General features: G+C 50.9%; 21 protein-coding genes and 1 pseudogene. 15 read left to right on the top strand and 7 right to left on the bottom strand.

Annotated elements, in window-relative coordinates:
• The first annotated feature begins 4 nt into the window (after positions 1 to 4).
• Positions 5 to 1,084, top strand: a complete 1,080-nt coding sequence (locus tag NNL21_RS04565) for a glycoside hydrolase family 172 protein (protein WP_204816240.1) — start codon at positions 5 to 7, stop codon at positions 1,082 to 1,084.
• A gap of 172 nt (positions 1,085 to 1,256) precedes the next feature.
• On the opposite strand, the gene NNL21_RS04560 is transcribed toward NNL21_RS04565, so the two are convergent.
• The 5 genes and pseudogenes from NNL21_RS04560 to NNL21_RS04540 form a co-directional block, all read right to left on the bottom strand.
• Positions 1,257 to 1,862 (bottom strand): C40 family peptidase, encoded by a 606-nt coding sequence (locus NNL21_RS04560; RefSeq protein ID WP_309145303.1) that lies wholly within the window; start codon positions 1,860 to 1,862, stop codon positions 1,257 to 1,259.
• 300 nt (positions 1,863 to 2,162) lie between these two features.
• On the bottom strand, positions 2,163 to 2,594 hold the full coding sequence (locus NNL21_RS04555) for a protein-tyrosine phosphatase family protein (RefSeq protein WP_204816239.1): 432 nt from the start codon (positions 2,592 to 2,594) through the stop codon (positions 2,163 to 2,165).
• A 44-nt stretch (positions 2,595 to 2,638) separates the two neighbouring features.
• Positions 2,639 to 4,043 (bottom strand): annotated as a pseudogene (locus tag NNL21_RS04550) (arsenic transporter).
• Positions 4,044 to 4,055: 12 nt separating this feature from the next.
• A complete protein-coding gene (locus tag NNL21_RS04545; RefSeq protein WP_204816238.1) occupies positions 4,056 to 4,370 on the bottom strand; it encodes an ArsR/SmtB family transcription factor in 315 nt (104 codons plus the stop codon).
• Positions 4,371 to 5,122: 752 nt separating this feature from the next.
• Entirely contained in the window at positions 5,123 to 5,719 is a 597-nt protein-coding gene (locus tag NNL21_RS04540) for a LysE family transporter (protein WP_204816237.1), read from the bottom strand.
• 107 nt (positions 5,720 to 5,826) lie between these two features.
• Here NNL21_RS04540 and NNL21_RS04535 point away from each other — a divergent pair, with 107 nt between their 5' ends.
• From NNL21_RS04535 to NNL21_RS04510, 6 genes are all read left to right on the top strand, one after another.
• The gene (locus tag NNL21_RS04535) at positions 5,827 to 6,381 is read left to right on the top strand and encodes a helix-turn-helix domain-containing protein (RefSeq protein ID WP_204816236.1); all 555 of its coding nucleotides are present in this window, start codon (positions 5,827 to 5,829) and stop codon (positions 6,379 to 6,381) included.
• Positions 6,382 to 6,573: 192 nt separating this feature from the next.
• Entirely contained in the window at positions 6,574 to 6,792 is a 219-nt protein-coding gene (locus NNL21_RS04530) for a hypothetical protein (protein WP_204816835.1), read from the top strand.
• Between the two features lie 30 nt (positions 6,793 to 6,822).
• On the top strand, positions 6,823 to 7,779 hold the full coding sequence (locus NNL21_RS04525; RefSeq protein ID WP_204816235.1) for a D-2-hydroxyacid dehydrogenase: 957 nt from the start codon (positions 6,823 to 6,825) through the stop codon (positions 7,777 to 7,779).
• A gap of 50 nt (positions 7,780 to 7,829) precedes the next feature.
• Positions 7,830 to 8,207 carry a CidA/LrgA family protein gene (locus tag NNL21_RS04520; RefSeq protein ID WP_204816234.1) on the top strand — a complete coding sequence of 126 codons (378 nt, stop codon included), beginning with the start codon at positions 7,830 to 7,832 and terminating at the stop codon, positions 8,205 to 8,207.
• Positions 8,182 to 8,874: an LrgB family protein gene (locus NNL21_RS04515; protein ID WP_204816233.1), complete on the top strand. Its 693-nt coding sequence runs from the start codon at positions 8,182 to 8,184 to the stop codon at positions 8,872 to 8,874. Before NNL21_RS04520 ends, NNL21_RS04515 begins: the two co-directional genes overlap by 26 nt.
• Positions 8,875 to 8,984: 110 nt before the next feature.
• Positions 8,985 to 10,202, top strand: a complete 1,218-nt coding sequence (locus tag NNL21_RS04510) for a peptidylprolyl isomerase (RefSeq protein ID WP_256555045.1) — start codon at positions 8,985 to 8,987, stop codon at positions 10,200 to 10,202.
• A 77-nt stretch (positions 10,203 to 10,279) separates the two neighbouring features.
• Here NNL21_RS04510 and NNL21_RS04505 read toward each other — a convergent pair whose 3' ends face one another.
• A complete protein-coding gene (locus NNL21_RS04505) occupies positions 10,280 to 11,212 on the bottom strand; it encodes a proline dehydrogenase family protein (RefSeq protein ID WP_204816232.1) in 933 nt (310 codons plus the stop codon).
• Positions 11,213 to 11,481: 269 nt separating this feature from the next.
• Here NNL21_RS04505 and rsmD point away from each other — a divergent pair, with 269 nt between their 5' ends.
• Both rsmD and coaD read left to right on the top strand, forming a co-directional pair.
• Positions 11,482 to 12,069, top strand: coding sequence for a 16S rRNA (guanine(966)-N(2))-methyltransferase RsmD (gene rsmD / locus NNL21_RS04500; protein WP_204816231.1), 588 nt, complete (start codon positions 11,482 to 11,484; stop codon positions 12,067 to 12,069).
• A 3-nt stretch (positions 12,070 to 12,072) separates the two neighbouring features.
• Positions 12,073 to 12,585: a pantetheine-phosphate adenylyltransferase gene (coaD, locus tag NNL21_RS04495; RefSeq protein WP_204816230.1), complete on the top strand. Its 513-nt coding sequence runs from the start codon at positions 12,073 to 12,075 to the stop codon at positions 12,583 to 12,585.
• Positions 12,586 to 12,592: 7 nt separating this feature from the next.
• Here coaD and NNL21_RS04490 read toward each other — a convergent pair whose 3' ends face one another.
• Positions 12,593 to 13,777, bottom strand: a complete 1,185-nt coding sequence (locus NNL21_RS04490; RefSeq protein WP_204816229.1) for a nucleoside recognition domain-containing protein — start codon at positions 13,775 to 13,777, stop codon at positions 12,593 to 12,595.
• Positions 13,778 to 13,885: 108 nt separating this feature from the next.
• Between NNL21_RS04490 and NNL21_RS04485 the strand changes: the two genes are divergently transcribed.
• The 6 genes from NNL21_RS04485 (at position 13,886) to NNL21_RS04460 (ending at position 18,764) form a co-directional block, all read left to right on the top strand.
• Positions 13,886 to 14,947, top strand: coding sequence for a YlbL family protein (locus NNL21_RS04485; protein WP_204816228.1), 1,062 nt, complete (start codon positions 13,886 to 13,888; stop codon positions 14,945 to 14,947).
• Positions 14,948 to 15,171: 224 nt separating this feature from the next.
• Positions 15,172 to 15,687 (top strand): YceD family protein, encoded by a 516-nt coding sequence (locus NNL21_RS04480; protein WP_204816227.1) that lies wholly within the window; start codon positions 15,172 to 15,174, stop codon positions 15,685 to 15,687.
• Between the two features lie 41 nt (positions 15,688 to 15,728).
• Entirely contained in the window at positions 15,729 to 15,902 is a 174-nt protein-coding gene (gene rpmF / locus NNL21_RS04475; protein ID WP_204816226.1) for a 50S ribosomal protein L32, read from the top strand.
• A gap of 266 nt (positions 15,903 to 16,168) precedes the next feature.
• Positions 16,169 to 16,795: a transcription factor FapR gene (gene fapR, locus NNL21_RS04470; RefSeq protein ID WP_204816225.1), complete on the top strand. Its 627-nt coding sequence runs from the start codon at positions 16,169 to 16,171 to the stop codon at positions 16,793 to 16,795.
• On the top strand, positions 16,779 to 17,768 hold the full coding sequence (gene plsX, locus NNL21_RS04465; protein ID WP_204816224.1) for a phosphate acyltransferase PlsX: 990 nt from the start codon (positions 16,779 to 16,781) through the stop codon (positions 17,766 to 17,768). The genes fapR and plsX overlap by 17 nt, the downstream gene beginning before the upstream one ends.
• Positions 17,769 to 17,777: 9 nt before the next feature.
• The gene (locus NNL21_RS04460) at positions 17,778 to 18,764 is read left to right on the top strand and encodes a beta-ketoacyl-ACP synthase III (protein ID WP_204816223.1); all 987 of its coding nucleotides are present in this window, start codon (positions 17,778 to 17,780) and stop codon (positions 18,762 to 18,764) included.
• Positions 18,765 to 18,789 lie beyond the last annotated feature (25 nt).

The following is an 18,789-nucleotide window of genomic DNA, read 5'->3' as shown; positions in this document are numbered from 1 at the left end:
CAAGATGACGGCTTTTAACGGACTAGGAATGGGACTTGGTAATTTAGCGAGACTATCCAATGCGAAGACGCGTTCAATAACGCCGGAGAATTTTACAGGCGAGAAGGGAAAGGGAGGCATGGCCACCGAAGGGACAGGCTTGGCTGCTTCCGGAAATCTCGGTCAAGGCTGGAAAATATCGCCTTCGGTTATTGTGCCGGCTAACACCTCCTTCACCATGGCGGAAATGGACGGTCCCGGCGTCATTCAGCACATCTGGCTGACATGCCCGGTGGAATCCTGGCGCCATCTGATTCTGAACATCTATTGGGATGATGAAGAAACGCCATCTGTCCGCGTACCGGTAGGCGACTTCTTCTGCAACGGATGGTGCGAGCGGAGCTTGGTCAACTCACTGCCGGTATCGGTGAATCCAGCGAATGGCTTCAACAGCTACTGGGAGATGCCATTTCGTCAAAAGGCCAAAATCGTAATGGACAATGTCAGCGATCATAACCACGTACTCTATTATCAAATTGACTATACACTGACTGAAGTGCCGGGCGATATGGCCTATTTCCATGCCCAATGGCGCCGCAGCAATCCGCTTCAATACAAGGATGTTCATACGATTGTGGATGGCATTCAAGGTAAAGGACATTATGTGGGCACTTACCTGGCTTGGCAGGTAAACAGCAATAATTGGTTTGGCGAGGGCGAAGTGAAATTTTTCATGGATGGGGATGGCGAGTTCCCTACGATCTGCGGAACAGGTACGGAGGATTATTTCGGCGGAGCTTGGAACTGGGATATGAACGGCCAATATGTTACGTATTCGACGCCATTCCTTGGGATGCACCAGCATATCAAACCCGACGGTCTATACAAAGCGAATCAGCGATTCGGTATGTACCGGTGGCACATTATGGATCCGATCCGGTTTGAAGCCGATCTTCGAGTAACGGTACAGGCTCTCGGATGGCGTTCACACGGTAAGTATCTGCCGCTGCAGGACGATATCGCGTCTGTCGCGTTCTGGTATCAGTCGGAGCCGCATCAAGCCCATCCGGCGCTTCCTGATGCGTACGGCCTTGAAGTGATATAGAGCATGTAGTTGTTTGGATGGCGCCTTGCACTAGGCAGCCTAATCTGACATTGTTGCCGCTGGGTCATAGAGGAAAAAAGAAAACGTGCAGCCTGTCCCCTAACGAGGACCGGGCTGCACGTTTTGTAATGATTCTGCATCAACCGGATCAATCGAATTTATTTCATCCATACTAATCGTCAAGGTCGTCCGCTGAGTCTGCTTGATTGTCTTGTGCGGAATTCGAAGGTGCTTTGCCAGACTTTGCTGCTGACTGCTTATCGGCCGATTCCGTTACTGCTTGTCCGTTATTGGGTATGACTCTGCGAGCTGTCGTATAATGATCGCTCCACCAGCCGGTATCCATATCGGTTATCGTTACACCGGGTTTGCCATACGTATGAATGACTTTACCGTTGCCCATGTAAATACCGACATGGTGAATCGGTGAGTAGAAGAAAACCAAATCTCCAGGCTTCAGCTCGTCTTTCGATACATAAGTTCCGATTGTTGATTGCTCTTTCGACGATCTCGGGATATCGATCCCGTTTAATTTATAGATATATTGCGTAAACGATGAACAATCGAATCGATCCGTTTGCCCAGATTTTGCTCCGAAGTGATAAGGAACTCCTAAGAATTGTTGTCCGTCTGTAAGAATGCTATTCGCGACCGTATTAGAAGATGCAGCTGCAGCTTTAGCGAATTGTGGTGCCAGTATTATGTTACCGGATAAGATAACGGATAGACTGATCGTGACTCCAGCAATTAGTTTTCCGATTCGTTTCATGTTTGTCATTTCGGTCTGTCCCCTCCATCTGGTTGTATGAATTGGTTATGGCGATTACCCGGAATCAATATAACACATATCAAACAGCCCAGAACTTACTATAGAAGAAGTGATCCCTGGCTAGGCATGCCCTTCAGTGCGATTATTAGAAGAAGATTAGAATTATGCGGTTTTTTTTAACTTGACAGCATTGCGGTGCCGAGACGTTCGGCGGCGGTGTAAACGATGAGCAGGCAGACTTATTTGGTGTAGAAAATAAAAACGGGGATGAGGAGGGCATCAATAGCCCGGCTCATCCCTGTATTATAATTAACCGTAAATCTTATCAAGAGCCTCACGCTGTGGAGGCTTGATATTTACCTTCGGACGAATGGACTTTGCCAATGCCTCGGCTTCTTCAATCGTTTGGCATTTGCCCAGCTCAATCAGTGTGCCAACCGCCACTGTACCCGCTCGGCCGCCACCGCCGCCACAATGGAATCCAACTTTCTTGCCGCTGTTATACGCCTCAATTACGTGGTGAATGGCATCCTTGAATAGCTTGTCCTGAGGTCCGTTAGCGTTATCGCCAAGAGGTACCTGAATCCACTCCAGGCCATTGTTTGGAAACGCACACTCGGTTGCTTCGCCGCGCAAATCCACGACGACTTCAATCCCTTCGTTGTTAAACATATCCTCGACGTCGGCAGCGCCGCCAAAGAAGATTTTGTCATCAATGAGGTTCTGGTAATTCTTCTGCATGATAATAGTCCTCCTTATTATTTGTGTGAATGGAAGGTCATACGTTATTTTTCCTTTACGATGCGCGCTGCATTTTGTTTGGCTGCCGATTGAATGCCGCTCAGTACGATCATAGCAAGAGCGGAGGCGAGCCCGATGGCGGCGATGATGATCCAGACGTTGATACCCGCGGAACCGATAATCCATAACCAGAGGTAAAGCCCAACGAGCGTTATAAGAAGGGTGGGAACAGTCAGAATCAGGCCCACTTTAAAGTAGTACCCCCAGCTGATCTTAATCCCTTTCTTGGATAAGACATGAAGCCAGAGCAGGGTAGCAAGTGATCCGATCGGCGTGATTTTGGGGCCTAAATCCGAGCCGATAACATTGGCATAGATCAAGGATTCTCGTATAACACCTTCTGTTACCGTCCCCTTAATCGCTAGAGCATTAATCATAACCGTTGGCAGGTTATTCATGATGGACGACAAGATGGCTGCGATGAAGCCGGAACCCACCGTTGAAACGAATAATCCCTGCTCGCTGAACCATTGAAAAATCTTGCCGAGCTCGTCAGTCAGGCCAACGTTACGCAATCCATATACGACAACATACATACCGATCGAGAATATGACAACAGCCCAGGGGGCACCTTTTACCAGCTTCCAGGTATGTATGGCAGGACTCCGTTTTGCGAAAAACAGAAATATGATGGCTGCAGCTCCGGCGACAATAGATACCGGGACATGGATGGATTCGCTTAGCATGTACGCGACCAGGAGTACACTCAGAATAACCCAGGAAAGGCGGAACAGCCGCATGTCTCTTATCGCATCGGCAGGCTTCTTAAGCTGTTGCGAATCGTAATGTGCAGGAATGCTCTTTCGGAAGTAGAAGAACAATACAAGCAAACTGGCCGCAACCGAGAACAACGTCGGAACAATCATCCGGCTGGCATATTCCACGAATGTAATGGAGAAGAAGTCTGCCGATACAATGTTCACGAGGTTGCTTACGGTCAGCGGCAGGGATGCGGTATCCGAAATAAAACCGCTGGCCATGATATACGGGAAAATCATGCGGTCATCGAACTTTAACGCTCTGACCATCGCAAGAACGATTGGCGTTAAGATGAGGGCAGCCCCATCGTTCGCGAAGAAGGCCGCAACTGCTGCACCCAGCAGAATGACATACACATACATGAGACGGCCGTTTCCTCCGGCGAAGCGTGCCATATGCAGCGCAGCCCATTCGAAAAATCCAATCTCATCTAAAATTAATGAAATGAAAATTATGGCAACGAATGTGAGCGTCGCATTCCACACCATCTGGGTGACATCCCACAAAAACGCCCAAACAAAGGGCAATGGCAGCCCCGCCGGCAGCGGACCAGCCAATACTCAACCCTTTGGGCTGCCAGATGACGAGCACCAACGTCGCCAAAAATATTATAGAAGCGATAGCGAGCATGCTGCCTCCTGATTATTCGCATCGCAAAGCCGTTCGTGATTCCAGTCTTTCCTTCATGGAAGGAAGCTGCTTCATAACGCTTTGTAGATGCGGTTTGTTGTCCATATTCAAGGAATAATAAATCCATTGGCTGCGCCGGGTTTCATTGACGAGGCCGCCTAGTTTTAGCTTTTTTAGATGCTGGCTGATGTTGGGCTGGGTTGTATCCAATATATCGACGATATCGCATACGCACATTTCTCGTTCTTTCAACAAGGCTAATATCGTTAACCTCGTCTTGTCCGAGAGGAGCTTCATGCACTCCGCTAACTCATCGATCTTCTCCATTTCAACGTCTCCTTCCATGTAAAGGCTAACTGTAACTGTATTATATACAGCTAATTATTATAAGTAAACGATTATATAACTGTTTGATTATTTGGTTATTGTATAATACTTGTTGAGGCTTCCCGACAGCAAAGGGGCTGCCTTGCGGCAGCCCTTTACTCCGTAATAGAGGGAGTTTTTATTTGTTTCTGGCCATGGTTTCTTTGCAGTAATGACACTGTCTATTATAAGGATACTGTTCATAATAGTTATCCTCGGGTCCGCATGCTTGCAATATCTCTAATATTAGATCTTCCTCCCATTGCAAAGAACGGACCTCATAATCAATTTCATTCAATGGAGGAGGTGTCTTATTGATCAAGAATGGTTCGACATAAACGATGTCCCGTTGACTTTTTCTTTGCGCAGAATGTCTATCAGTCGAATATAGATGTACGATAATTTTCAGTATGATGGCTGCAGCTAGCATGGATATGCCGGAGCTCCACGAAGTTGTAAATCCCAGTATTAGAATAGCGAAGATTATAGCGGGATAAATGAACAGATAAGTAAATAGGAAAAGTGTAATTACGGCAAGGATGTTCTTCATAAATATCATGCGTCACGAACCCCTTCAGAAACGGATTACATCATTCATATGCCGGGAGGGGTTATCCGTATTTTCAATTCGTACAAAAAAGGAGTGCAATAGCAGACAGTTGCAGTGGTAATAACAATAACGCTGCAGATTTACTTGTTCATTAGACCGAATCCTATAAATGTAAAGAAATTGCGCTATAAATTAATAAGATCCCCATGAAAATATTGAAATGTTTTTCATATTTAAATAGAAATTTTTGAAACAACGCACCGAAGACCGCCCAACAAGAAGTTGCCGCCAGTCCAACAAAAGCTAGAAAAAACGAAAATAAAATCAAACTAATATGAGAAGTATAAAATGGAATTATGAAAGAGGAGATCGCTGTAATCCCATATAAAATCACCTTGAAATTAATGAACTGCAGCATCATGCCGGAAAAGAATGAGTTCCACCGACCGTCATTATTGTCTTTATCATCTTTATCGTTTTTATGAAGAGCACTCTTCATTATTTTAAATGAAAGATAAAGCATGTACAGGCTTCCTAAGATACTCATAGCAAACTTAATCTTGGGTATATAGCTGTACAGGGAGAAAGTGAAATAAGAGCAGAGCAGCATTAGAAGCAAAAAACCAGTTGCGACACCATAAACAAAGTTGAGTGACCTTTTGAAACCATATTTGTTAGCTATGGCCATGGCCATGATGTTATTGGGACCGGGTGTGATTGAGGTTACAATAACATACAACAAAAAAGGTATTACCGACATTTGGCATCTGCCTCTCGTGTGCTATAATTGTACATATGTGCGTCATAACGTATGTGCGTTATGATTATACAATATGGCCGTTATAAAGCACAAGAGGGGGAAGTTATGTGCAGGATATAAATTTTGTACTCGCCAATAACTTAAAGAAGCTGCGTGAGCTGCAGAGACTTAGTCTGGATAAGGTAGCTGAGATGACAGGGGTAAGTAAAACCATGCTTGGTCAAATAGAACGCGGCGAATCCAATCCTTCGATTGGAACGGTTTGGAAAATAGCAAATGGTTTAAAAGTTTCCTTCACGACCCTGATTAACGAGCCACAATCAGATACAGTTATGGTTTATAAGAACGAAATCCAAACACTAAAGGAAGATAACGAAAGATTTGTGCTTTATCCGTTTTTCCCTTACGAAGAAGGGAGACGGTTTGAAATGTATTCGATTGAGATGAAAAAAGGAGCTTTTTTGAGTTCTGAACCACACAGAGAAGGCACTCAGGAATTTTTAACTGTATTTGACGGTGAACTGACTGTCCGCGTAAATAATGAAGAATACACCGTGATAGCTGGCGATTCCATACGTTTTAGGGCAGACAGGCCCCATGCTTATCATAATTCTGGTCATTCATTGGTAAGAATCAGTATGGTGATTTACTATCCGTATTAGCCAGCGCGATAATCAATAAGCCATGTTCATGTGATAGGTAATAAACCAAGAAGCAGTCTGCCGCGGCAGACTGCTTCTTGGTTTATCATTTATGGTGTTAAACGAATTTCCTTTACAAAGTGACGCATGTAAATCCGTAACATTACTCATGATTATAAAAAAACCGGGGCCCCCTTTCGGGGGCCCCTTTTCATGGGAGAGGAGAAACCGGACGAAGAGCTTATGGGGAAACGTAAGTCTTCTCCGCGGTTGTCTACGGCACCTCGCGATGCCGATATGATAAGGATTACCGGAAGCCCAGAGAAATATACATCGAAGCTTAAAAGAACCTCGTTCAATTTCTTCCGGACGGTTAAAGATGCGTTCCTCATGCTGGACATGCAAGCCCATACAGGACTATCATTGAAGTAAACTACGGAACACAATAGGAGCTGATGAAGCATGAACATAGTCATATTGGATGGTTATACGCTCAACCCTGGGGATTTGTCATGGGAGCCGCTTACCAAGCTTGGAAACGTAACCGTGCATGACCGGTCGTCTGGTGACGAGATTCTGGAAAGATCTGCTTCCGCCGAAGTCGTGCTCACGAACAAAACACCGCTCAACGCCGAAGTAATCCGGCAGCTGCCGAATTTAAAATATATCGGTGTTCTTGCAACAGGCTATAACATTGTAGATATACAAGCTGCCGCAGAGCAGGGCATCGTGGTAACGAACGTTCCGGATTACAGCACGCATTCGGTCGCTCAGCTGGTATTCGCGCTTCTACTGGAAAGCTGTAACGCTGTCGCTGCCCACAATGCGGCGGTTCATGACGGACGCTGGTCAGCTGGGCCGGATTTCACCTTCACGCTCCATCCGCTCCTCGAGCTGGCGGATAAGACGATGGGTATCTTCGGGTTTGGTCAAATCGGCCAACAGGTAGCCAGAGTGGCCCTTGCCTTCGGTATGAAGGTCATCGTTCATACCCGTACGGTGAAGCGCATCGATGGCCTCGAGGAGGTTCGGTTCGTTTCCGAGGAGGAGCTGTTCGCTGAATCGGATGTAGTCACGCTCCACTGTCCTCTGACGAAAGAGACCTCCGGCATGATTAATAAACGTACGCTGGGGCTAATGAAGCCGACGTCCTTCTTCATTAATACCGCACGGGGCGGTCATGTTGTCGAGCAGGAATTGGCTGAGGCGCTGCAGGAAGGAAAGATTGCCGGCGCTGGACTTGATGTCTTGTCCGTGGAGCCGCCGGCGGTGGATAACCCGCTGATCGGGGTATCGAATTGTTATATCACTCCGCATATCGCCTGGGAGACGGTTGAAGCCCGCCAACGGCTGATGGGGATAGCTGCTTCCAATCTACAAGCGTTTCAAGGAGGCAAGGACATAAATCGGGTGAATTGAGCCGGCAGCTGCCGGTACCCGGCATCCATAATCGGAGGAGACGGCAAAGAATGAAAGGATTCATCATTATCATTGGTTTTGACGGCTTGGGGTGGTTGCTGCATGAAGGGGCGGGCGTACCGCTCCCTTCGCATGTTTTGGGGCTGTTATTGCTGACATTGGCCCTGTTCACGCGTTTGATCAAGCTGGAGTGGGTGGAATCGGCCGCCACGCTGCTGACGCGGCATATGATGCTGTTTTTCGTGCCGCTCCTGGCAGGAGTATCCGTATTTATTCCCATGTTGAGCGAAGCTTGGCCGGTTATAGCGGTCAGTATTATTGCGGGCACGTCTGCGGTAACGCTGCTTTCGGGTCTTGTAATGCGGCTGCTCGTCGACCGTAAGAAGGGGGTAAAGCCTGCGCATGAGCAGCAGCACTCTGTTTTCTAATCCGCTGTTCGGTACGACGGTCACCGTGCTTGCTTACGGAGCGGCACTTGCGATTTATGCTAAGGTCCGGTGGCTGCATCCTTTGTTGTCTGCGCCGCTCATCGTTTATCTTGTTCTGCTAGCCGGATCGATTGACTATAAGACTTATAATGCGGGAGGCAGCATTGTCTCTTTCTTTCTTGGACCCGCCACGGTGGCATTGGCGGTGCCGCTGTACAAACAAGCCATGCGGCTTAGGCCGATGCTGCCCAAACTTCTGATGGGTGCGTTTATCGGCAGCGTCCTGGGTATTACGGTCAATGCTCTTTGCGTCATCCTGCTCGGCGGCTCTAAGGAGCTGCTGTATGCGGTCCTGCCCAAATCCGTCACGGCTCCTGTAGCGGCTGATTTGGCCAGCTGGCTTGGCGGTTCTCCCGAGCTTGCTGCAGCGCTTACGGTTGTCACCGGATTGTTTGGCAGCATCGCAGGTCCTCCGCTGCTGCGGCTGGCCCGGGTGCATGATTACGTTTCAGCCTCCATTGCGATCGGAGCTTCATCGCATGGGATCGGTTCGGCGAAGCTGCTTGCGGATTCAGAGGAAAAGGGCGGGATTAGCAGCTTCTCGATGGCTGCCTGCGCCATCTTCACGCCACTGCTGCTTATACCAGTAAATTGGTTTATTTTGTAGGAATACGGGCTTTTTTATCTTCTCTTAAGGTTTCGCTAACTTGCTTCTGATATAGTGACTGCATACAGACAAGCTTACTGGCAACCACATTTCGGAAGGGAGTTTTTTAGTTGAACGAGAAAGATGAGCAGCAGAAGGAATTAGAACGCAATCAAGCAGGGGGTAAAGAAGAAACACGTGCAGCCGATCAACCGGAAGGTGCGGTCCGCGAAATTGCGGCATCCAAAGAAGAGGTTCCTGGAAGCGATGAGGGCTCGGATCCCTCGACATTCGTAAATTCAGACATCGAGCGGGAGCATACAGCTGCCGATGGAACGGATATGGATGATAAACCAAGCGATATCCATTCCGGAACCGAAGCCGGTGAAACAGCAGCTGCAGGCGGCAAAAACAATAAAGGGTGGATGTTCGTATCCATCGGCCTGGTAGTCCTGCTGGCGATTGCACTTATAAAGCCGCCGTTCGGTGGCGGAAGCAATGAAGTCGTTGCCACGGTGAACGGTGTCGATATCAAGCAGGATCAGCTGTACGATTCGATGATTGAGCTGGGCGGCGATTCGATTCTGGACAATCTGATCAACGAAGAACTGCTTGACCAAGAAGCGAAGAAAGCCGGAATCACGGTTACGGATGAAGATGTGAACAAAGAAATCGAAGAAGTAAAGAAGAACTTCCCGTCCGAGGAAGATTTTAACGCAGCGCTTCAGCAGTCGAACATGACGCTTGACGATCTGAAGAAGCAGATTCCACGCCAAGTCCAGATGCGCAAGCTGCTGGAGCCTAAGGCTAAGGAGAGCGTAACCGACGAGCAGGTGAAGCAATATTTTGACGAGAACAAGACCACGTATGATACGCCTGAACAGGTTCGGGCATCGCACATCCTGGTGGGGACGAAGGAAGAAGCAGAAGCCATAATGACACAGCTCAAAGATGGTGCGGACTTCGCCAAGCTGGCACAGGAAAAATCAACCGATCCCGGATCGAAGGATGCTGGGGGCGATCTTGATTTCTTCGGGAAAGGCCAGATGGAGGAGCCATTCGAGAAGGCCGCCTTCGCCTTGAAGACACCAGGCGAGCTTAGCCCGATCGTTCAAACCAGCCACGGCTATCACATCATTAAGTTTACCGAGCATAAGGCGGCCACGACCGCGAATTTTGAGGATCATAAAGCGGAGATCCAAGAGTCGCTGATCAGCACCAAGATAAGCGAGCTATCTCAAACCTGGATCACGGATCTGAAGGCGAATGCGAAAATTACGAATCATCTAAAAAAAGAACCTGATGCTAGTACGGAAAGCGGCGCGCCAGCTGCTCCGGAAGCAGGGTAATGCAAGCAAGAACCGGCCGGGTAAGCCTCCTGGCCGGTTCTTTTTGCTTTGGCCTTGCCCCGTGCCCAGCTTGCGATTCAGCCTTTTTTAAACAGGCTTCGTGCGATAAACAGGACGTTGGCCGGCCGTTCTGCCAGTCTCCGGACGAAATAAGGATACCAGCTGCTTCCGAACGGAACGTAGCTCCTGACGGTATATCCCTGGCGGGCGAGTGACACCTGCAGCGGCGTTCGTATTCCGTACAGCATCTGAAATTCAAAGGCCGAGCGGGATACGTTATGGGTCCTCGTATACGATTTGACCCACTGAATAATTTCTTCGTCGTGGGTGGCGATGGCTGTATAAACACCGCTGTCCAGCCGTGTTTTGATCAGATGCCGCATATTGGCGTCGACTTTTCTTTTCGAAGCTATAGCGATGCTTGGCGGTTCCTTATAAGCCCCCTTGACTAACCGCAGATTGATGCCTTCGGCGGATAAAGCTCTGACATCCTGGCGGCTTCGATATAAGCAGGCTTGAATGACCGTTCCGATATTGCCGCAGCCTTCTGCCTTTAGCGTGCGTACAATTCGGAGCGTTGCATCCGTCCATGGACTATCCTCCATATCCAGCCTAACGAAAATGCCTCGTTCAGCGGCCTCACGGGTCACCCTCCGAATACCGGCCAGACAAAGGTCTTCATTGAGAGCCAGACCGAATTGGGTGGGCTTCAGCGAGATATTCCCTTCAATATTAGCGGTGCGGATCGCTTGAAGGAGATCGATGTAAGCACGCTCGCAGGCTTCGGCTTCCTCGATGCTTGTCACGCTTTCACCCAAATAATCGAGCGTTACCATGACGCCGGATTGATTCAACCGCCTCGCTTGCTCAATGGCTGCTTCCATCGTTTCGCCGGCTACAAACCGGCTGGCGCCAAGCTTCATACCATAACGCTCCGAGAATTTTTTGGCCACGCGATTACCTGCCAAGCCAAGCAGAGCAGACCGGAACAGCCGCGTTCCGATATCCATACGATCACACTCCTTCAGCTGCAGTCATGCCTGAGGCCAGGCGAACAAGCGTAAGGCAAAAACCGCCATCATCCTTATATATAGGCACGCTCATCAAGACTCATGACTAAGAACGCGGTCAAACAAGCTTTGAATTGGAGGACGCTTCCTCGGTCTGCCGTATCGGAGGGGCGGACAACGGCAGACCCGGGGAAGCCGCCGATGCTTTAACAAGGGCGGAAAAGTGTGGTACTATATCAGCAGTTGAATGCTAGAGAGGGGTCAGCACGTTGAGAGTCATTGCAGGGACGGCTAAAGGCCGTGCTCTAAAAGCAGTTCCAGGCATGAATACGCGGCCGACGACGGACAAGGTGAAGGAAGCGATTTTCAGTATGATCGGTCCTTATTTTGACGGCGGACGGGCGCTTGATTTATTTGCCGGAACCGGCGGTTTGGGAATAGAAGCGCTGAGCCGCGGTATGGAGCATGCGGTATTTGTGGATCTGGAGCGCCAGAGTATAGAGGTTATTAAGCGGAATGTTGAAGCTGCGAGGGTTGCTGAACGCGCAGAAATATACCGGAACGAGGCTGGTCGGGCGTTGAAGGTTCTGGAGAAGCGGGCAGCGACGTTTTCACTTATCTTTCTCGATCCTCCATACAAGATGAAAGAAATGGATATTTTGATGCAGGAGCTTGCTGACCGGGGGCTTCTTGAAGCCGGAGGAACAGTCGTCGTCGAGCATGACGCTGATCATCAGTATCCAGAAACAACAGGAGCATTCGAACAAACAAAGCACGCCCTTTACGGGGATACAGCGGTAACGATCTATCGTTACCGTCCCATTGAAGAAGGCGGCAGGACGCAAACGGAGGAGTAACACATGCAATTTACGGACAACCAGCGCCCAGGGGAGCGAATCGCCGTCTACCCAGGCAGCTTTGACCCAGTCACGTTCGGCCATCTTGATATTATCCATCGTGCCGCCAAGCAGTTTGATCATTTGATTGTCGCCGTATTGAACAATTCGAGTAAGAATCCGTTGTTCTCGGTCGAAGAACGCAAGGAGCTGCTTAGGGAAGTCACGCGCGATATGCCGAACGTGGCGATCGACAGCTTCCGCGATTTGCTGGTCCGCTTTATGCGGTCCCGCAATGCTCAAGTCATCGTCAGAGGGATTCGTTCCGTAACGGATTTCGAATATGAGCTGCAGCTCGCTTCAACGAATCATCAGCTCGACGGCGAGATCGAAACGATCTTCATGATGACGAACCCGCGCTATTCGTATTTGAGCTCGAGCATCGTCAAAGAGATCGCACGTTTCCAAGGGAATGTGAAGGACCTGGTGCCGCCAGAGGTGGATCGCGCGATGTCGTTGAAATATACGAAGAGCTAGCTCACAATCATTCGGAGTGTGCTCGTTTTACTGCGCCGTACGATATAAGGCAGAGCAAGGCGAGTGTTCCCGCAAAATATAGCAGCATAACAGGCAGATATGGCCAGATATGCGGTAATTCGTTTACACGCAGCGGACCCGTTATGAATCCATAGGATCCGTCCTGCAGCATGGCAGGCGATGAGGCTGGTATAAATCGCATGGCCAGGTTGGCAATCAGGTTCGTAATGGCTAACGACATCAAGAAGGCCAGTACAGCCTGCAGCAGCCGATGCACGCCAAGCTTCCATACTGAAAGGTCTGTGCCGGCTAAGGCGCTGCCGGCTTGCAGCAGCGCGCTTAATCCCCCCCAGCTCATAATGGCGGCTACAGCGCCTACATTCCATGCGAGACCGCCTGGCAGCTGCGAAGTAGCGGCAGAGAAGGCGCCGATATGACTTTCGAGAAGCCCATTAAGAAGCGGGGCTGGCAAGGCGTTAGGCAGCAGGGATTCGAATAATCCCGCAATGACTGCGCACATCATCATAAACCCGCCGATCGCCATCAGCTTCGCAACCGAAACTGTAACGGCGTCCCCCAACGTTTTGCCGAAGGAGCGCCCGTCGCGATTCCGTGCTTCTGCCATAGCGGCAGCGGCCCGCCGTAATATTCCGTCGTGCCGGAGCGGCTCGGCAGCGGCGGGCGTCCGTTCGCGGCTGAAGCGTGCGTGGAGGAGAGAAGCAAGCAGTCCGGTCAGCCACACGGTGCATGCTATGGCAATACCCAGGTCGGGCCGGTGCAGAAATCCAACCCCGACGACGACCAGGATAAAGAGCGGGCTGGGCATATGAGCAAGCGCAAGCAACCGTTGACCTTCACCCTGTGTAAGGACGCCTGCCTTCCGAAGGGCGGCAGCTGATTCCGCACCAGCCGGGAAACCGCCTGTCCATCCCAGGACCATGGCAAAGCCGGCTTCACCCGGCAAGCGGAACAACCGCTTCATCAAGGGGTCTAGGAGGGTGCCGAAGGCATGCACCGCTCCGAACGCGAGCATCAGCTCAAGCAGGGACAGAAACGGAAGCAGGCCCGGGAAGACAATGTTCCACCAGACGGTGAGCCCCTGCAGCGATGCTTGAAACGCCTCTGCAGGGCGGTATATGATGGCAGCCACGAGTATGAGGGACAAACTGGCGAACGTTATCGTACGCAGCATAAGTATTATCAACTCCAGTGCTGGTTAATGGGGCGATGCCGCTTCAGCACTACATTGTACGCTTGTCTTGACTGGGATAGACCACTATTTACAAAGGCGGTGACCGGCATGGGCAAGCATCGGCAGCGGACAAGGCTGCTCAGTATGAAGAGCGGATGGTGGAGATGGCCGTTTTGCGCAGCGTTAGTAATGACGCTGCTGCTCTATGTGCCGACTCCCTTTGCTGCTTATGAACCAGGGATCGCCATATCGACGAAGCCGCTTGTACGGGCGGTATCTCCCGATTCACCCGGAGAGGGAGCATTCTTCCTGACGACAGTCAAGCTGACCTACGCTAATTTCTGGATGGCGCTCCGATCCGCTTGGGATCGCAACATCGAGCTATTTATGAAAAAGGATTTACTGAAAGGGAAGACGACAGGCGAGTACCAGCAGCGGTTGTCTGTCATCATGCTGGGATCGCAGACCGACGCGCTGGAAGCCGCCTACCGTGCTGCCGGTATCGTATACAAAATTGCGCCTTACGCGCTGGTTGTCAGCGAAGCGGGGACCGAAGCGAAGTCCGGGGGGAGCGGGAGGCTCCTCACCGGTGACGAACTGATCGAGGTCGATGGCCTGGCGGTGAACAGCCTGTCAGAGCTCGCTGCGGCGATAGAGGGAATGCCGCCCGGGGAGGAGTCCGAGTTTACAGTTATAAGGAACGACAAGCAGATCACGGTGCGGATTCGGCTGCATCAGGTGCAGGGCGAAGCGGGCAGCGCTGTCGAGAAAGCGGCAGCGGCGCTCGGTGTGAAGCAGCTAACTGAGCTGCGCCACGTTGTGCCTGACGATTCTACGAGGTCGGTTGCGATCGACGCTGAAGGTATCGGCGGGCCATCGGCAGGGCTGATGTTTGCCCTGCAAGCTCTGGATGAATTGACGCCGGGAGATTTGACGGGCGGTTTCAAGGTAGCCGGTACCGGGACAATCAAGCCGGAAGGCACCGTGGGGGCGATCGGGGGCGTTGGCCACAAGGTGGTAGCGGCTGACCGGGCAGGGGCGCAGCTGTTTCTGGTGCCTGAACGGAATGCCGCCGAGGCAGCCGACAAGGCTCGCCAAATAGGCAGCGGGATCAAGGTCATTCCTGTCGCCACGCTCAGCGACGGGGTGCAGGCGTTAAAGAACCCGTAAACATACATTCAACAAATTCGGCTCTTTCACGTTATTTTCATCGATCATTGCAAATGATATAATAGGGCGCTGGACCCTGGTTTGTACGCGGTTTTTTGTAACAAAAACGGCATAAACGTTTTTTTTGGCGGGTTTTGCATGAGTTCTTGATATTACAGCGTGAAAATGTTGACAAAACGATTCAAACGTCGATATAATAAACTTTGTTTGTTTGGAGTGATCTTATGGAGATTCATATTCAAGAACTGGCATCCAAGGGAACGGAAATTCCGATCCGCGAGAGTCTGAACGCCGAGTGGCTGCGTGAGGTCCGCAAGGACATTCTGCATGTAAGTCCATTGGAAGTGAAGCTCGATGCATCGGGGAAGTTCGGCGTCGTTCATCTTGACGGGGAGCTGTCGCTCGACATTGAGATGGCCTGCTCGCGTTGTCTGGAGCCCGTTAAACAACAAATTGTCGTCCCGTTTCATGAACGCTTCAAGCCTGCCAACGCCAAGAATGGCGATAATGGCGGAGCAGACGAAGATGTGATCGTTATCGATGAGGACAAGTTAGATTTGGAACCGCTCGTCGAAGAGACGATGATGCTTTCCTTGCCATTTGTTCCACTTTGCGATGAAGGCTGCAAGGGGCTGTGCCATACTTGCGGCGCCAACTTAAACGAAGCGGATTGCGGCTGCTCGAAGGATCGTATCGATCCAAGGCTTGCCGCGTTAAAAGATTTATTCAAGGAATCGTAAAAAGCAGCGTTGGTTCGAATTCTGTGAAGGAGGTGGGAAATATGGCAGTACCACAACGAAGAACATCCAAAACCCGTCGTGACAAACGCCGCACGCACTTCAAACTGGCGGTGCCGGGTATGGTGAAATGCGAGCAATGCGGAGAGTTGAAATTGAGTCACCGCGTTTGCAAAGTATGCGGAGTTTATAAAACAAGAGAGATCATTAAACAATAGTTTTCTTTTCTTGAGCAGCGCTTCACCTCATGGTGGAGCGTTGTTTTTTTATCCGGAACCGCGGGGCTTCTGAGAGTAAAATCGCGCTAATCATTGATTCCGGTTGTGTTCTCTTATATACTGTTAGTACCTGGTTATAATAGCTGCTTGTAAAGGAATCGGTTTTTTACGGCCGTTGTCAGCTGGCTCATCCCCAGACCTTTTGCGACTTCTTGGTTTTGGGCATGAGCGAGATGAATGGCAGCCGCGGTTATAACAAAGATTAAATGACAAAGGTTGTGCGGACCATCGAACGCGTTCCAAAACGTCAGCGGCATCAGCAGCTTTCCCGGTTAATCGAAGAGAATCCGTTCATGACGGACCGGGAGCTCACACGGCAGCTTAAAGTAAGCATACAAACAGTTAGGTTGGATCGGTTGGAGCTCGGTATTCCCGAACTGAGGGAGCGGCTGAAGCTGATGGCGGAACGGTCGTACGACTCGGTCCGTTCTTTGCCGCTGCATGAGGTGATCGGAGATATCGTCGATCTGCAGCTTGACCGCAGCGGTATTTCCGTATTTGAAATTAAAGAAGAGCATGTATTTTCAAGAACCGGCATTGCCCGCGGACACCATGTATTCGCGCAAGCGAATTCGCTTGCCGTAGCGGTGATCAATGACGAAATTGCGCTTACCGCTGCAGCGGACATTCGTTTCGTTCGCTCCGTCAAGCTTGGCGAGAAGTGTATTGCCAAAGCTTATCTGAGATCGATCTCCGGCGAACGCAGCAAAGCGAAGGTGGAAGTCTTCTCATACGTTGGCGACGAGATGGTTTTTCAAGGGCATTTCATCATTTACCGATCCGCGGGAGAGCCTATCATCGAGGGAGGAAACGAACGTGCGGATCGCAATTGACGCCATGGGTGGCGATCATGCTCCCGAACAGATTGTTCACGGTGTTCTGGAGGCGGCGGCGGAGTGGTCGGATACACAGCTGCTGCTCGTCGGGGACACGGCGCAAATCGAATCCTTTCTGAGTGGAAAGAAACCCGCTAACTTGACGATCGTCCATGCGGATGACGTTATCGGTCCTGACGATGAACCGGTTAAGGCGGTAAGACGGAAAAAGGGCGCATCCATGGTTGTTGCCGGCCAGCTCGTACACGACGGAGAGGCAGAGGCCATGATCTCCGCCGGCAATACCGGTGCGCTTATGACGACGGGGCTTCTCGTCGTTGGACGCATTAACGGCATCGAACGTCCGGCGTTGGCTCCTATGCTGCCGACGATGGACGATATCGGCGTCCTGGCTTTGGACCTTGGTGCCAATATGGACGCCAAGCCGGAGCATTTGCTTCAATATGCTATTATGGGGAGCATTTATCGCTCCAAGGTACATGGATTGGAACAACCGCGAGTCGGGCTGCTGAATGTCGGAACCGAAGCGATGAAGGGTAATGAGCTGACCAAGGCTGCCTTCGAGCTGATGCAGTCCGCTCCCGTCCATTTTATCGGTAATGTCGAAGCGCGCGATGTGCTCATCCGCAACTGCGACGTTCTGGTGTGCGACGGCTTCGCAGGCAACATTATGCTGAAGGCGATGGAGGGCACGGCAAGTGCTCTGATGCGAGAGGTGCGCAATGCGCTGACGAGCAGCTGGATCACGAAGCTTGCAGCGCTGACCGTGCGCCCTAAGCTGCAAGAGCTGCGCGCCAAGATGGATTATAAGGAGCACGGGGCTGCCCCGCTGCTCGGTGTTAACGGACTCGTGCTCAAATGTCACGGTTCCTCGGACAGCAAGGCGGTCAAGAATGCGATCGGCAGAGCCAGAACGGCCGTGCAAAACCGTCTTGTTGAGTCAATTGCAACGGAATTCAGCAGGAAGTGAGAGTGTCACATGCAATTACATCCCGTAGGTATACTCGGAACCGGTAAATACGTTCCGGACCGCATCTTAACAAACCGCGAGCTTGAGCAGATGGTCGAGACGAATGACGAATGGATCGTCACCCGGACCGGTATTCGTGAGCGCCGGATTGCATCCAGCGAGCAAGCGACGTCTGATCTTGCCTTTCTTGCAAGCCAGAAGGCGCTTCAGGCAGCCAATGTAGCGGCCGAAGATTTGGATTTAATTATTGTAGCAACGATTACGCCAGATAAGTTCTTTCCATCTACCGCATGCCTCCTGCAGGATAAATTAGGCGCGAAGAAAGCGGCGGCGTTCGACCTGTCGGCGGCCTGTTCCGGGTTCATCTATGGTCTTGCCACAGCTTCCAGCATGATTGCGTCCGGCATGTACAACCATGTGCTCGTGGTCGGAGCGGAGTGCTTATCGCGCGTGACGGACTATACCGATCGCAACACATGCATTCTGTTCGGAGACGGCGCAGGAGCGGTCGTGCTTGGCCGTGTGCCCGAAGGCCGCGGGTTCAAATCGTTCGAGCTCGGCGCAGACGGTGCAGGCGGCGATCTGCTGTGCATTAACGGCGGAGGCTCGCGCTTGCCGTCCACGGAGCAAAGCGTCACGGAGAAGAAGCATTATATTCACATGGCTGGCAGCGAGGTATTCAAATTCGCGGTTCGAATTATGGGTGGAGCAGCTGAGGATGCGCTGCGCAAAGCCGGTATGGATAAAAGCGAGATTGATTTACTGGTTCCGCACCAAGCGAACATTCGAATTATACAATCCGCGCTTAATCGGCTCGATCTTCCGGAAGAAAAGTGCATGATCAATTTGGATCGATACGGCAACGTTTCCGCCGGTTCTATTCCGATTGCGCTTGCCGAGGCCGTAGAACAGGGCCGCGTGAACGAAGGCGACCGGGTCGTGCTTGTCGGTTTCGGCGGCGGCTTGACTTGGGGCGCAGCCGTGCTTGTCTGGTAAAGGAAATGCACATGGGTTGGAGGTT

The sequence above is a fragment of the Paenibacillus mendelii genome (assembly GCF_024498075.1).
GTDB classification, from domain to species: domain Bacteria; phylum Bacillota; class Bacilli; order Paenibacillales; family Paenibacillaceae; genus Paenibacillus_Z; species Paenibacillus_Z mendelii.
Note: the sequence above shows the minus strand (reverse complement) of the source record. Positions and strands in the feature narration are given on the sequence as shown.